The sequence below is a fragment of the Bacillus sp. BC05(2025) genome (assembly GCF_056725905.1).
The window spans coordinates 23,217-37,609 of the sequence record NZ_JBWYRA010000002.1 but is presented as its reverse complement, the minus strand read 5'-3'; the positions used below and the strand labels follow the sequence as shown (position 1 = coordinate 37,609).

The 14,393-nt window shown below is 34.2% G+C and carries 18 protein-coding genes; 12 read left to right on the top strand and 6 right to left on the bottom strand.

Going from position 1 to position 14,393, the window contains the following annotated elements; translation table 11 throughout:
- The first annotated feature begins 19 nt into the window (after nucleotides 1–19).
- Nucleotides 20–853, top strand: a complete 834-nt coding sequence (locus tag ACZ76X_RS05975; protein ID WP_479849909.1) for a hypothetical protein — start codon at nucleotides 20–22, stop codon at nucleotides 851–853.
- A 48-nt stretch (nucleotides 854–901) separates the two neighbouring features.
- On the opposite strand, the gene ACZ76X_RS05970 is transcribed toward ACZ76X_RS05975, so the two are convergent.
- Nucleotides 902–1,324 (bottom strand): YfmQ family protein, encoded by a 423-nt coding sequence (locus ACZ76X_RS05970; protein WP_098667148.1) that lies wholly within the window; start codon nucleotides 1,322–1,324, stop codon nucleotides 902–904.
- A 41-nt stretch (nucleotides 1,325–1,365) separates the two neighbouring features.
- Here ACZ76X_RS05970 and ACZ76X_RS05965 point away from each other — a divergent pair, with 41 nt between their 5' ends.
- The 7 genes from ACZ76X_RS05965 to ACZ76X_RS05935 all read left to right on the top strand — a co-directional run bounded on the left by ACZ76X_RS05965 (nucleotide 1,366) and on the right by ACZ76X_RS05935 (nucleotide 5,580).
- Entirely contained in the window at nucleotides 1,366–1,482 is a 117-nt protein-coding gene (locus ACZ76X_RS05965) for a hypothetical protein (RefSeq protein WP_033671625.1), read from the top strand.
- Nucleotides 1,483–1,547: 65 nt separating this feature from the next.
- Nucleotides 1,548–1,709 (top strand): hypothetical protein, encoded by a 162-nt coding sequence (locus ACZ76X_RS05960; protein WP_000108701.1) that lies wholly within the window; start codon nucleotides 1,548–1,550, stop codon nucleotides 1,707–1,709.
- Between the two features lie 161 nt (nucleotides 1,710–1,870).
- Nucleotides 1,871–2,506, top strand: a complete 636-nt coding sequence (locus ACZ76X_RS05955) for a cupin domain-containing protein (RefSeq protein ID WP_479849908.1) — start codon at nucleotides 1,871–1,873, stop codon at nucleotides 2,504–2,506.
- 96 nt (nucleotides 2,507–2,602) lie between these two features.
- Nucleotides 2,603–3,694, top strand: coding sequence for a serine hydrolase (locus ACZ76X_RS05950; RefSeq protein ID WP_479849907.1), 1,092 nt, complete (start codon nucleotides 2,603–2,605; stop codon nucleotides 3,692–3,694).
- 50 nt (nucleotides 3,695–3,744) lie between these two features.
- On the top strand, nucleotides 3,745–4,386 hold the full coding sequence (locus ACZ76X_RS05945) for a DUF3885 domain-containing protein (RefSeq protein WP_479850432.1): 642 nt from the start codon (nucleotides 3,745–3,747) through the stop codon (nucleotides 4,384–4,386).
- Nucleotides 4,387–4,543: 157 nt separating this feature from the next.
- Nucleotides 4,544–5,119: a histidine phosphatase family protein gene (locus ACZ76X_RS05940; protein WP_479849906.1), complete on the top strand. Its 576-nt coding sequence runs from the start codon at nucleotides 4,544–4,546 to the stop codon at nucleotides 5,117–5,119.
- An 89-nt stretch (nucleotides 5,120–5,208) separates the two neighbouring features.
- Nucleotides 5,209–5,580 carry a hypothetical protein gene (locus ACZ76X_RS05935; RefSeq protein ID WP_479849905.1) on the top strand — a complete coding sequence of 124 codons (372 nt, stop codon included), beginning with the start codon at nucleotides 5,209–5,211 and terminating at the stop codon, nucleotides 5,578–5,580.
- Between the two features lie 18 nt (nucleotides 5,581–5,598).
- Here the strand turns inward: ACZ76X_RS05935 and ACZ76X_RS05930 are convergent, their stop codons facing one another.
- Genes ACZ76X_RS05930 through ACZ76X_RS05920 form a run of 3 tightly spaced genes read right to left on the bottom strand, consistent with a single transcriptional unit; the run spans nucleotide 5,599 to nucleotide 7,219 of the window.
- Nucleotides 5,599–6,459 carry an alpha/beta fold hydrolase gene (locus tag ACZ76X_RS05930; protein WP_479849904.1) on the bottom strand — a complete coding sequence of 287 codons (861 nt, stop codon included), beginning with the start codon at nucleotides 6,457–6,459 and terminating at the stop codon, nucleotides 5,599–5,601.
- A gap of 36 nt (nucleotides 6,460–6,495) precedes the next feature.
- A complete protein-coding gene (locus ACZ76X_RS05925; protein WP_098259191.1) occupies nucleotides 6,496–6,825 on the bottom strand; it encodes a DUF3147 family protein in 330 nt (109 codons plus the stop codon).
- Nucleotides 6,809–7,219 (bottom strand): MarR family winged helix-turn-helix transcriptional regulator, encoded by a 411-nt coding sequence (locus ACZ76X_RS05920; RefSeq protein WP_048527197.1) that lies wholly within the window; start codon nucleotides 7,217–7,219, stop codon nucleotides 6,809–6,811. The genes ACZ76X_RS05925 and ACZ76X_RS05920 overlap by 17 nt, the downstream gene beginning before the upstream one ends.
- Nucleotides 7,220–7,343: 124 nt before the next feature.
- Between ACZ76X_RS05920 and ACZ76X_RS05915 the strand changes: the two genes are divergently transcribed.
- The gene (locus tag ACZ76X_RS05915; protein WP_429604576.1) at nucleotides 7,344–8,171 is read left to right on the top strand and encodes a PP2C family serine/threonine-protein phosphatase; all 828 of its coding nucleotides are present in this window, start codon (nucleotides 7,344–7,346) and stop codon (nucleotides 8,169–8,171) included.
- 43 nt (nucleotides 8,172–8,214) lie between these two features.
- Here ACZ76X_RS05915 and asnB read toward each other — a convergent pair whose 3' ends face one another.
- Nucleotides 8,215–10,038: an asparagine synthase (glutamine-hydrolyzing) gene (gene asnB / locus ACZ76X_RS05910; protein ID WP_479849903.1), complete on the bottom strand. Its 1,824-nt coding sequence runs from the start codon at nucleotides 10,036–10,038 to the stop codon at nucleotides 8,215–8,217.
- Nucleotides 10,039–10,300: 262 nt separating this feature from the next.
- On the opposite strand from asnB, the gene ACZ76X_RS05905 reads away from it, so the two are divergent.
- Together ACZ76X_RS05905 and ACZ76X_RS05900 are read left to right on the top strand one after the other, a co-directional pair.
- Nucleotides 10,301–10,867: a sigma-70 family RNA polymerase sigma factor gene (locus tag ACZ76X_RS05905; RefSeq protein WP_479849902.1), complete on the top strand. Its 567-nt coding sequence runs from the start codon at nucleotides 10,301–10,303 to the stop codon at nucleotides 10,865–10,867.
- Complete coding sequence (locus tag ACZ76X_RS05900; protein WP_479849901.1) at nucleotides 10,864–11,970, top strand: DUF4179 domain-containing protein; 1,107 nt, start codon at nucleotides 10,864–10,866, stop codon at nucleotides 11,968–11,970. The genes ACZ76X_RS05905 and ACZ76X_RS05900 overlap by 4 nt, the downstream gene beginning before the upstream one ends.
- 40 nt (nucleotides 11,971–12,010) lie before the next feature.
- Here the strand turns inward: ACZ76X_RS05900 and ACZ76X_RS05895 are convergent, their stop codons facing one another.
- Nucleotides 12,011–13,084, bottom strand: a complete 1,074-nt coding sequence (locus ACZ76X_RS05895; protein WP_479849900.1) for a WD40/YVTN/BNR-like repeat-containing protein — start codon at nucleotides 13,082–13,084, stop codon at nucleotides 12,011–12,013.
- Nucleotides 13,085–13,347: 263 nt separating this feature from the next.
- Here ACZ76X_RS05895 and ACZ76X_RS05890 point away from each other — a divergent pair, with 263 nt between their 5' ends.
- Nucleotides 13,348–14,247, top strand: coding sequence for a cation diffusion facilitator family transporter (locus ACZ76X_RS05890; protein ID WP_479849899.1), 900 nt, complete (start codon nucleotides 13,348–13,350; stop codon nucleotides 14,245–14,247).
- Nucleotides 14,248–14,393: the final 146 nt, after the last annotated feature.

Below are 14,393 nucleotides of genomic sequence, written 5' to 3'. Positions count from 1 at the left end.
ATGTAAAGGGGATAGGTATATGAAAAAAGTATTTGTATTCGTAAGCATTTTCTTTTGTTGTTTCCTTTATAACGTTAAGGAAGGGTTTGCTGCCAGTCCAATGACACCTAGTTTTGAAGTGAAGTTATTATTAAAACCAGAACAAGTATTAGGTTATAACAAAGAGATAAATCAAGAGGTACTAGAATATTTCCAGGCTGCTACCAATTATGAAAGAATACAAGTGCAATTTTTAGATACGGTAAATAAAAATTTAAGTAAGGAAGGTTGGTTTGCCAGAATTCGAAAGAAAGAATTTAGTAAAGATTTTGAGCTAACATATAAAAAAAGATATCCTATTCCAAACGGTGTAATTCAAGATGCACTAGAAGTAGCTAAAAATGATGGATTTGATAGTAAAACCGATAACTATGATGCGGAAATAGATTGGGGATTTGAGAAGAAAACGTTAAGTATTTCAAATAAGAAAAGCTACAGTGCGAAAGGATATGGAGTACTTGATTTACCAAACGAACGAGCTGCTCAAAACATGTTAATAGAAAAGTTGCCAGGGAAAATGAACAAATGGTTGTATACGAATTGGGGAGAAGAAATGCTCAAAAATTCTCGTATTTATGGGCCTGTATTAATGAAAAGGTATACAGCTGAATTTGAAAATATTAAAACGAATATTGAAGTTTGGCCATTAAGTCATACAGGGAAAATCGAAGATGATTTCGTAATAGAAGTGTCGTTTAAAACAAAGGAGGAAAGTATTGCAAAAGAACAAAGAGAATTATTAATACAGAGCTTGGATCAAAAAGGATGGCTGTTACCGAAAGATAGTTTGAAGACAGAGCTTATTTTTCAGTGAATCGTAAAAAGGAATCCATATGCCATGGATTCCTTTTATATATGAGCACTAAGCTAAATCAGCTGATACGAACATATCATTATTTTGGAGGTTTTTAGAGCGTAAACTATAAGCAACGACCTTCTTTTTATGTTGCTTTACAACATCAACATGCTCTTCATGACTATAAATATAAAATGTAAAATCTTTTTTGCCACGTTTTGCATTGATAATTAAAGGCGTACCCTCATTGTGTGGTGGTGCGTAATAGCGATCTAAAAATAAACCTTCGTTAAAATCATGAATAATTTTGGATTTTTGTTCGCCTTCTAAGTTATTTCCATTGATTGTAACAGTCGCATTCCCTTCTTCAAGCTGTGGGTGTGTTTCGTACTTACTAATAATGGATTCAATAACAGTGTTAGGAAGGCTCGAAACGATAATTTTAAATGCTCCAAATACAACTAACATAACAATAAACCAAGTCGTCATAGTATATCATCCCCTTTATTCTATTTAATAATATAACTCATATGGTAATAGTACATATGGTGAAGTTTTGTATAATTTGTGAAAAATATGCCGTTTTTACGAACGAAATATTAGAAAAATCAATTTTGTTACAAAAAGTTGAAATCGAAGTATTTTAAAAGAAAAAGGTTTATAATAAAAATATAACTAATAACCACATTACTAATTATAAGGAAGTGTAACTATGAGTACTGTAGCAATCGTGTATGGTATTATTCTTTCCACAATTATTGTTTTGTTTTTCGTTGGGGTTTCACGTTATATTCATAAATGGAAAGAAGGCGTTGCGAAATTAAATCACATTGAAGAAGAACTTAGTGATTTAATGTTACATCATGGTAAGTAAAAAGTTTATTTTTAGCTAAATAATGTGAAGAATATCACAAAACATGCTCTCATCATGAAGGCATGTTTTTTTGTTATGTGAATGATTAGGCACATTCATACGTTTTTTTCATACGATACAGTGTGAAAGTAGAAATGTTCGGAGTGGAAAAGAGGGATAAAATGAGTAGTTCAGGTTATGTTCCAGATAATAAAAATTTAAAGAAAAGCTCAGGAACTCCAAATCTGTTCTTTGATTCGAGAAAAAATGTCTTTTTCAAAAGGGATGAGAAAAACGTTGCATATGAAGTTACGTCAACACAGTTACCAGCGATGATAGGAGGAGCATTTGTTGATTTGTTTATGACAAAAGGGCATATGCGGGAACCACATTGGCACCCGAATGCGTGGGAATTAGATGTTGTTGTATCAGGAGAAGCAATTACATCCATTTTAAATCCCGAAACGAATCAATTGCAAAATTATCATGTAAAAGCGGGGCAAACTGTCTTTATTCCAATGGGATGGTGGCATTGGATCACAGCGGTAACAGAAGAAGTACACTTACATTTGTTCTTCAATAACGATCAGTTTGAAACAGCAGAAGGATCAGACATACTTAGATTAACACCGTCAGAAGTATTTCAAGCTGCATACGGTGTGAGTGCAGAAAAATTAGGAAAGGACCTTTCGCCAATTAAGGAGTCAGTTGTCATTGGTCCCCCTAACTTAAATCGACTAAAAGGTGTTAAAGAAAGTGGCGACTCAAATATAGTCGTTACGTTAAATGGACATATAACATCATGTGAAATAGAGTAACTCTTTCTTTTTAGGAAGAGTTACTCTGTTTTGTATAATTTTGTAATTATATTCGTTATAATCATATAGAAGGGAATTTAGTAAAGGGGGCATATTGTGAACATATTAAAGATTATAGGAATTGTTGCAGGAGTCATTATAGTAGCCGTTATAGCTTTCTTTGTTATTATGAAGTACTATTTGTCAAAAGAAGATCCGAATTACGTATTAAAGTACATAAAAGAACATAAAGGCGATGAAACATGTTCATTATTTATTAAAAGAAATGGAGAAGTAATAACTTCTATAAATGAAAATAAAAAATTGCCATTAGCGAGTATGGCAAAAATCGTAATAGCAGTTGAGTTTGCTAAGCAAGTGTCAGAAGGAAAAATAAGTCGTGATGAACAAATTTCATTGCAAGAGCTAGAAAAATATTATGTTAAAAACACTGACGGTGGAGCGCATCCTGATTGGTTAGAAGATGCCAAAACGAGAGAATTAGTGAAAAATGGACAAATTGCTTTAGAAGAAGTCGCTAAAGGAATGATTCATTATAGTTCTAATGCAAATACAACATATTTGCTAGATAAGCTTGGAATAGAAAGGGTAAATGACAGTTTAAAAGAATTAGAACTTACTAGTCATGACAAGTTCACTTCATATACTGCTTCACTATATATGAGAGGGTATGTAGAAAAAGAGCTTCATGAGCCAGAGAATCAATCGTTAGAAATGATACGTAACATGTCAAAGGATGAGTATAATAAACATGTGTTACAAATTCATGAATGGATGAAAGACGAAGAAGAATGGAAAAAACGGGATATCCCATTAAAGGTAGATATGGAATTTCAGCGAATTTGGTCAGATCGATTAGTAGGTGCAAACGCTAAAGATTATATGAATATAATGGAAAAGATAAATAGTAGAAAGCATTTTCCAAAACCAATGCAAGAAGAAATCGAGAACATTTTCAAAGGAACAGTTAAAAATAGTAAGTTTGAATATGCTGGTCAAAAAGGTGGTTCTACCGCATTCGTATTGACAAAAAGCTTGTATACTACAGATAAGAAAGGGAATAAAGTAGAAGTTGTCATTATGTTTAACGATATAGAAGATCAAGTTGCATATCAAAAGCTGAGAAAGAATGTAGATTATTTTATTCGAGACATTATAACAAGTGAGGAATTCAAAAATAAATTATAATAGAATAATTTTATTATGTAAACAAGATGCTAGTAAAGGTAGGTGTTGAGATGAGGGTGAACGAGTATATGCTTGAAACGTTTCCCAATTTAGAACTTAGACCACCTCTATTTTATAATGGGGATATTGGTATTCGCTTTAGATTAGGTGTGAACTATGATTGCAATAACATTTATGAAAACTGCCCATATTTAGAAGGCGTTTATAATAGAGCCATTACTTTATTTCAGTCTTTACATGCAACAGAAGATGATATTTATATCGTAGTGGATGTAAATGACTATGCAGACGGTGAAGTTTTCAAACACAAATTGAATATCTTTTCTAAGTATGTAAAAGAGAAGTCCGATTTGTTTAAGTTACAGAAAAATACAATCCCTTATATTTTTCCAGAAGACGATGAAGACGGGGTATATAAAACTCATAGATATACTTTGAAATGTAAAGTTTCAGACTTGAAATACATTCCTATGCTAAAAGCAATTTGTAATCAAGATATGGGAATAAAACCGCGTATTTTTCATAGGGTGTATTTCATAAATATTAACAAGAATACTATATTTCACGTTTATGATGATAGGGGTTGTGATGTATTAGCTACCTCTCCTAATACAATTAGAGATATTTATCATACATATAATGATTGGATATTAGAATACGACAGAAATAAAATTGATAAAGTATTTAATTGAATGTAGTCTATTTTAAATGAGGGAAATACCATAGAGGTGTTTCCCTTTTATTAATATGAAAAGCAAAATTCAAATTTGACAGCGCTTATTATAAAGGTAAAGGGATTTGATGGTAATGTATTGAATTTGGATAGAAACAGAAAAGGGGGATGAATGAATGACGACAATCTATTTTGTTCGCCATGCTCACTCAATATATACAAAAGACGAAAGGGTACGTCCCTTATCTGAAAAAGGGCACTTAGATGTAGAGAATGTAACACGCTTATTAAAAGATAAGCATATTGATGTTGTGATTTCTAGTCCGTATAAAAGGGCGATTCAAACGGTACAAGGAATTGCAAATACATATAATGTATCGATACAAATAGAAGAAGATTTACGAGAAAGGTTATTTAGTAAAGAGCCAGTAACAGATTTTAATGATGCGGTCCAAAAGGTGTGGGAAGATTGGGATTTTGCACACGAAGGCGGAGAATCGAATGATGTAGCGCAAAGGCGTGCTGTAATATGTATGCAAAATATATTAAAAAAATATGAAGATAAGAATATTGTAATAGGAACTCATGGGAATATTATGGTATTACTCATGAATTATTTTGATTCAAAATATGATTTTCAATTTTGGAAAACAATTCGTATGCCAGATATATTTAAGTTGAATTTTCATAATGAAGATTTAATTTCTGCCGAAAGGATAGAGTCTACAGATTATCAGATAAATAATTTGTAAAAGTTTATCAAAAAAAGAGGAAAGAAAGATGTTATTGTAGAAGTATGACTTTGTAACATAAAAATTATATGTTAAAGGAGGCTGTTTACATGTTTGAGAAAGAGAAAGAAGGGCTTATTGAAGTTCACAACGTATATGAAATTGCACCAGCAGATGGAACAATTATTGGTATGGCAACGGAAGATGAAATGGAAATTGCTGCTGAACTAGAGCTGCAGTACTATGCCCATTCTCGTTTGCTAGAAGCAAATATTCAGTTAGACGGTTCCTCCTACAAAGAGTTACTTCAGGAGTTCCAGGAGTACGAAAGAAAATCAATGAGTTTTTGGCGATCAATACATAAGCGTTTAGCTGTGCCATGGGCATGGGTATTACGTATTGACGTTGCGAATGGCCCTATATATGTAAGTAATGGGAATTCGTATTACGAAGAAATCGATGATGAAGAAGATTATGAATAGATAAGTAAGGAAGCAGCTTTAGTTGCTTCCTTTTTTTATTCGCACAGATTGAACAGCCTTAATAATAATATCTGGTCGATCATTTTCAATTCCGTGACTAGCATGTTCGGCAAATATATATTGGCTATGTATGGAGAGTTGTAATTGTTCATGAATCAGTTCTTGCCACATTGTTTCTAGTCGTGTGGCCTCCTCTTTCGGCATGCCGCCCTCAGTCAACTGAGTAATAGAATATTGAGGGTCTCTACCGATAACGATTAACGGTACTTTTAATGTTTTATATAGCTCTTTTATTGAGCGAGCACAATTTTTCCACTCACATAGTTCGGAAGCTGTTGCTTTATATAATAGAGGAGAGGTAGAAAATTCAATGTACTGTCTTGATTGGTTAGCGAGTATAGGTTTTAGTTCATTACAAAGCATATCTACATCCATTTTGGAGTATGTATTATATTTTTCAAGCCATATATCATCAGAATCAGTCTGATCAGAAATTGGTAAATGAAGTTCATCTAGTCGGTGTAAGTTCATAGAAGTAGAATCGACTAAAATAAGTGCTCGCAGCTTATCTTCATATAACATCGCAAAATGTTGTGCACATAAGCCTCCATAGGAATGACCGATTAGAATGATTGGCGCGTGAATATCTAGTTTTTGTAGTAGCATATGAAGTTCTTTTGTTGCTTGTTTTGTAGTACGTGAATGATTTCCTAGTTTGCTTTTTCCGTAACCTGGGCGATGGTATGAAACGACTGTAAAATGTCGTGAAAGTTTTTCTATAATAGGGAGCCAATCATAAAATGAGCAACCCATTCCGGTTTGAATGACTACCGTTTGTTTACTACTTCCTGCTATATATACTTCTATAGTTTGCCCCAATACCTCTACAAATTTATAAATAATAAACCCTCCTAACTAAGCTTGAAATAATTTTTGACAAGCAAAAACAATACACCAAACCCCTATCCCGAACAAGACAGATGTACTAAGTGAAAATGAGTTTCTTAACCCAATATAGACGATAAATAATAGTAGTGCGGATGCAGGAAATCCATATAATACACCTATAGCAAATTGACTTAATTCTTGCTTGTTCCCACCTTCGAAAGAAATCCAAAATAGGCTTAGTAAACTAACGAGTGGAAGAGCAGCAATAAAGCCACCTATCGTACTATAATGTTTAGCGACTTCAGTAATAACGCCGATAATAAGTGCGGAAACGATTACCTTAACGAGGAAATGCATATTTTGCCTCCTTCGCTAATAACGAAAAGGCTTTTTCGATTAATTGTTGTTCTTCTTTCGATAACTGTGATTCTAATATTTTTATCTTTTCTTTATCTAGTAAAGTATGCTTTTCTAATCCTTCAATGCCTTCTTTTGTTAATGTAAGGTTTACAACTCTTTCATCTTGTTTATTTCTTTCTTTCATGATAAATCCTTTTTGAATAAGGCGCTTTACGTGTTCAGACGCTGTGTTATGGGAGAGACTAAGCTCAGTAGCCAATTTTCCAATTGTTATATCTTTCTCACGAGAAATGAGTTGTAAAATACGAATAGCTTGATGAGAAAGGTTGTCTTCATACTCATATCGTAAGTGATAATAAATACTCTCCCAATGTTGATTGATGTCTTTCATAATGATAAATCCTCCTGTCTTTATATCGTATAGTAAGATATATTCGTGAGTATAGAAGTAAAATCCTTTTATTTGGATAGAAAATGTTGAAAAAGTTTATTTTTATTGAAATATAAGGTAATCTATGTGTAAAGGTATACATTTAGCAAGAGAGAGGATGATAGCTGTGAATACATTCAAATGGATGAGTCATGAACAGATGTATGTAGATGAAATACATGTTGAAAAGTGTGGTCCTCTTTCAGTCGGCGTATATGGGGGAAATCAAGAAAGTGATGCATATGAACGAGGAGATGCGGTACTTGCTTGGTGGGATCCTGAATTGCAATTTGAATTTGTTATGATTTTTGATACACACCACAAAACAAAAAATATTGATTATATAATAGAAGCTATTTCAGAAAGAAAAGAGAAACTAAAAGAGTTATTTTCCTACCCGATACATTTAGCTTTTCATCATACACATATGTACTTATTAGCGTTATTTACAGATGAGTTGTTTATTGAAAAATGTGATCAAGATGATGAAGAACTTGCATGTTTAATTTGTTTGAGAAAAGGCGAATTTTTATATTGGTTATCAGTTGGTGATTGCTTCGCATATTTATTCCATTCTGAGAAAACGAAGAATGGTAAAGGGCGATTAAATAAACGGAAGAATTACGAATATATCGGTAGGAAAAATATTTTCGCAGCAAATACCCCTTGTTTTACGTCAGGTGTAAGAGGGTTAGAAAAAGGAATGAATCACATCGTAATGGCAACGGACGGTATTTTAGAGTGTGATAAACGAAGGTTTGATGATGATCAATCTTTAGTAGAAATATTGCACGACGGAAATAGCTTGCAGATTGAGCCAGTATTAACAAATGTACTGCAGTGGAAAGGTAGAGATTGTGCCACAATTATTGGATGGTCTATTGATACTGAAAATAAACGATGCGCTAATTAATATGAAAAGGAGTTCAAGGCTTTTATCCTTGAGCTCCTTTTTGTTAAGCGATATGGATGTGATACGTTTTTAACCATTCATTTACTTGAAGCATATATTCCATAGCACTTCTTGCTTCAAAATTGTTAATGTCTTTATTACTTTGATCGGCAATGGCAAGTAGTGTGGAATGATTAATAAGTGAGAAAATAGGATTGTTTTTATTACTGCACATGTCGAGTGATAAATGACGGATTGTTTGTAAATAATGTGGATCTTGTGAAGTTGGATAAGCACTTTTTCTTCTATTCCGTACATCATCAGGTAAAGCAGATTTCAGTGCTCTACGTAAAATGCCTTTTTCAATATTATCAATGCTTTTTATGTTGAAAGGAACGTTCCATAAATATTCAACTAATCGATAATCGCAAAACGGTACACGAACTTCAAATCCTACAGCCATACTCATACGGTCTTTACGGTCAAGTAAGAACGGAAGAAATCTCGTTAAAAATAAATAAAACATTTGACGTTGTTTCGCGGATTTTTTATTTTCGCCTTCAAGAGTAGGGACTTCAAGAACCGCTTCTTGGAATCGTGTATCAATATAGTTTTCTAAGTTACATTGGTTACTTACTTCATTTAGTAGAAGAGGAGAAGTATTTTTCCAATTTGTTAGCCACGGAAACTTATCTACATACAGTAATTCTTCTTGATGAAACCAAGGATAGCCACCGAATACTTCATCAGCAGATTCTCCAGATAACGCTACAGTTGCATCTTTTTTCATTTCGCAAAATAGTAAATATAGTGAAGTTTCCATTTCACCAGCACTCGGTAAATCTTTTGCACGGAGGGGAACGAATAAGTGATTTGCTAATTCTTCAGCATTCACAATAATATCATGATGAGATGTCCCTACATGTTCAGAAACGCGTTTTACCCAAGGAGCGTCTAAACCAGTGCGAGCAAATGTTAGCTCGAAATCTTTTGCGCTATTTACAAAATCAACGGAATACGTATGAAGTGTTTTATTTTCAGCAGCAAATTCTTTCCCCGCTAGTGCAGTAATCCCGCTAGAATCTAATCCTCCTGATAACATACAGACGAGAGGAACATCGGCAATTAATTGTCTTTTTACTGTATCTTGTAAAATAGATAAAATATGTGATGCTGTATCTTCAGTAGAGTCTGTATGAGCTTTACTTTCTAAATTCCAATACTTCGTAACTACTTTTTTATCACGTGTAAACGTTATACAATGTCCAGCACGCACTTCTTGAATATGTTTAAAGACGCCACACCCTGGAGTTCGAAATAAGCCTAATCCAAATATTTCATTTATGCCATCCGCATCAATTTCAGCAGGGACAGATGGATGTGCTAATAATGCTTTTATTTCAGATCCGAAAATAATGCTGTCATTTCTTTCTGTGTAAAAGAGTGGCTTTACGCCTAAATGATCACGCGCTAAAAATAATTGTTGCTTCTGATCATCCCATAAGGCAAAAGCGAAAATTCCATTCAAATGTTGTACGCAATCTTCTTTCCACTCTAAATAAGCATGTAGTAATACTTCTGTATCTGAATGTGTTTCAAATGCATGACCACATTTCCTAAGTTGTTCTCTAAGCTCACGGAAATTATAAATTTCTCCATTATAAGTAAGAGCATACGTATAATCACCAGCACGAAATGTCTTCGGTTGCGTTCCGCCTTCTGGGTCAATAACAATTAAACGTCGGTGTGCAAAGGCCGCACGAGGTGAAAACCAGAATCCTTCAGTATCTGGACCACGATGCTGAATACGATTTGCCATCTTTTCTAAAATAACATGTTCATTTGAAAGATCTTTCTTCCAATCTACCCAACCTGTAATTCCACACATACACATCTCATCTCCTAATTTAAAATAGTAGATTAATGAAATAAAATGTACACTAAGTTAAAGAGTGACTATATAAATAGTGTACTACATGAATTAAGGGGTAGACTTGAGAAAATTTTCTTGTAATACATAGTTATGTGAGACAATGGCTAAGGGAAAGTATTCCATAACATACAAAAAATAAAAAAGATGAGAGAAATTTTTTTGTAAGACGTTATATAGGGTGTAAAAGCTTTTACAAAAAAATAAGGGGAATCGCTACATGAAATCAAATGAGAAAAATTTTATAAAAAGGCTACAACGGCAAAAAGAAGATGCGCTAGAATTCGTTGTCGATACATACTTACCACTTATAAAAGGGATCACACACAAAGTTCTTTTTCCAGTTCAAAATGACGGACTCATAGAGGAATGTGTAAACGATATATTTCTTTCCATTTGGAATAACGCAAATAAATTTCATGGAGAGCCAAGTGACTTTAAAAAATGGATTGCGGCGATTGCGAAATTTAAAGCGATTGATTATTACCGAAAAGCAACTAGAAAAGTAGAAATTATTTCAGATGAGTTTCCTATTAGTACGGAAAAGTCAGCTGAAGATGAATTAATCGTTATGGAAGATAGGGAAGAGTTATTGAAGCTTATTAATCAATTAGAACCGTTAGATCAAAAGGTGTTCATTATGAAATATCTTCTCGGCATGAAAACAGAAGAAATAGGAGACAAGTTAGGATTAACTCGGGCAGCGATCGATAATCGTGTGTACCGTGGGAAAAAGAAACTACAACAAAATGCTACGAATATTAGTTTTGGAGGTAGTGCCATATGAAAGACATTTACGAACTATTAAATGATATTGATATAGATGAAAAAGAACTCGAGGAAATTGAGGCTTCTGAAATTGAAAAAGAAAAAGTGAAGCGCAATATAAAACAATCGCTACGTACGAAGAAAAAGATGAAAGATTGGAAAAAAGGTGTTGCTGCTGCATCTATTTTAGTAGGGTTATCAGTTGCAACACTGGGCATTGGATTTCCTACGTATGCCGGAGGATTGCCAATTGTAGGTGACATATTCCGATTTTTAGATAATGGTAGAACAGGGTTATATGAAAATTATAAAGAGTTTTCGACTGAGTTGAATATGACGCGGGAGAGTAATGGGGTTAAGGTTACAATTAATGATGCTGTGTTCGATGGTAGAACAATTACAATCACATATTCTATTGAAAGCGAAAAAGATTTAGGAGAAAAACCGTTCCCATTTGGAAGTCCACAAGTTAGGGGCTTTAATGGCGGGGGAGGTAGTTCGAACGTTACAAAAGTTGGAGAAGGAAAATATGTAGGTATGACTACGATGAGTGGTCATGGTAGTGAAAGGTTAGATGTTGCAAATGTTTGGTGGGATATAGAGGCAATTGAGTTGGATTATGAAGGTAATGTAATAAAGGGGAACTGGAATTTCGCGCTTAGTTTAAAAGCAATGGATAGTAAGGAAGTAAAAGTTAATAAGGTTTCTGAAAATGAATTAATAAAAGTAAATATAGACAAAATGGAAGTAACCCCGATGTCCTTTATCGTTTTTTATAATCAAGAAGAATCTAAGGCATTAAGAAGTATATGGGATAGTGCTGATGTGGAATTAGAAATAAAAGATGATTTAGGAAATAAATATGCAGGTGAAGGAAATGGTGGAAGCAGTACAGTAGCGGAGCCACATAAAAGTAGTTGGAGTACTACATTCCAAAAATTGAACGAAAATGCAACAAAGCTTATCGTTACACCGCGTGTTCATTTAAGAGTTCATACACCAGAAAACTTTGGTGGAGTGGAGTTTATTAATGGAATCGAGAAGAAAATTGAAGTGCTGAAAAAAGAAGCGAAGAGTAAAGATATAGTGTTAGATGATATCGTAATTGATTTAAAGAAATAAAAGAAAGACTGCCTAAAACGATTAGGCAGTCTTTTTCTCCTTAAGAACTAGTAACAAGTAAAGCATGCGGATGTTGCGTTTTATATTCATCTTTCCAAGGAATATTTAGTTGTTCCCACGATTCGCCGCTATCTGTGGATTGAAACACGCCAGTGTTATTTAAAGTGTAAAACGTATGTGGTTCTGCTGGATTTGTCGCAAACATTGAAATGACTGTACCGATTGCTGATGGTAGACCTTGCTGTACTTGCTGGAACGGAGTATCTTTCGTTTTACGATAAATATAAGATTCATAAGGAATACGGTGATGAGCGAGATCAGCGCTTGGTGCGGCAGAAACGAGAATTGTATCACAATCAGCTGGATCGATAGCCATGCTGTATAAATAATGATGTTCAAGTCCTTCGCTGCATGAGATCCAGCTGTTTCCACTGTTATAACTTTCGAGGTATGCGCGATCAGGTCCGCCCATAAATCCGTCACCACATGATGCATAAAGGCGATTTGGAGCTTCTGGGTGCATAAGCAATTGATGAGCATCGATAGGAGCACCGAATTTTTTATCCATCCATGTATGCCCTCTATCATTACTTTGAATAACAGCACCAGCTTCAATTGAAACATGGATTGTATTTGGATTATTTGGATCAACTGTAATCCAGCGTACGTGATGGGTAAACGGTCTAGGCGGGAAAGCCCACGTATAAGAAGATAATAATGATTTCATATTTTTAAGTTCAGTCCACGTTTCACCACCATTTTCCGAACGGAATAAAGCACTAGGTTCTGTTCCTACATAAACGACGCCATATCCGTTAACTTGTTCATTAGGGCTTATCGTAATAGAAGTGATCGAAGAATGTAAAATACCATCTTCATTTGGAAAATCAAAGTAACGATATGAATCTCCAATTGGTTTCCACGAATCTCCGCCATCGTCGCTTAACCATAAGCCTCGTCCAAATGTACCGCAATATACACGGTTTTGTTGAAACGGGTCAACAGCGATACAGGTAGGTTGCATATTTTGTAAGTGATAGGATACTTCATAGTTAATGTAGCGTTCTTTTACAACAATAAGTTCACGTTCCATACAGAGAAATAATCTTTTCAATTTCGTCCCCTCCTTAAAAATTCTTTCCTTAGTAAACAATATGAAAATAAAAAAGAAGTAGTCTTGTTTTTATTTGAGAAAAAGGACTTGTTTGAAAAATAGCGAAGTGTGTATACAGAGGAATTGGGATAAAGTGAAACTTTAATCAGCGTGTGGCATCCCTACTGATTATAAGCTTTCACCAATCGGGCGTTGATGCGGGATAAAGATGGGGAGTTTGTTTCATACTAACATACAGATATTGCACTTAAAGGAGTATTGGTATGGGACATTCACATGATCACGGTCATTCTAATAATAAAAAGGCGCTGCTAATCGCTTTCGTATTAACGACAAGTTTTATGATTGCTGAAGTAATTGGCGGATTTGCAACAAATAGTTTAGCACTATTATCTGATGCGGGGCATATGTTAAGTGATGCGGTATCTTTAGCTTTAAGTTTACTTGCGTTTATGCTTGGAGAAAAAACAGCAACAGCTGCGAAAACATACGGGTATAAGAGAGTCGAAATGTTAGCAGCATTATGCAACGGTGTCGTTCTTATAGTCATTTCAGTATACATTTTCATTGAAGCAATTCGCCGTTTTACAGAACCAGTTGAGATTGCTAGTAATGGGATGCTCATTATTGCTGTACTTGGTCTGCTTATTAATATTTTATCAGCTTGGATATTAATGAGAGGCGGAGATGTGAAGGGGAATTTAAATTTAAGAAGTGCTTTCTTACACGTATTAGGCGATCTATTAGGGTCAGTTGGAGCGATTATTGCAGCGCTATGTATTAAATTTTTCGGGTGGACTGCTGCAGATGCGATTGCTAGTATTCTTGTGTCCATTTTAGTCATTATTAGTGGATGGCGTGTAACACGTGATACGGTCCATATATTAATGGAAGGTGCACCACAGCATATAAATGTTGAAGAGGTAAAAAGTACATTATTAAATATTACGGTTGTAAAAGAAATTCATGATTTGCATATATGGTCTGTCACATCTGATTTTCAAGTATTAACTTGCCATTTGATTATTAAAGGTAATGAAACGCAAAGTGTACTAAAAGAGGCTACGGATGTATTAAAGGAAAAGTTTCATGTAGAACATGTCACCATTCAAGTAGAGATAGATGGTGAATTTAATCATAGTGAGACAACTTGCAAAGTATGAAAGAAAAAGGATAAGAAAAAGTGTCATAACATTTTTCGCGCGGCATACATATATATAATGTGGCCACAAATACTTTGTAAGGTAAATATTTCATGAAATTACTTTACTTATAACGAGTCATCTTTTATAATCAAAAGTGGTAATTG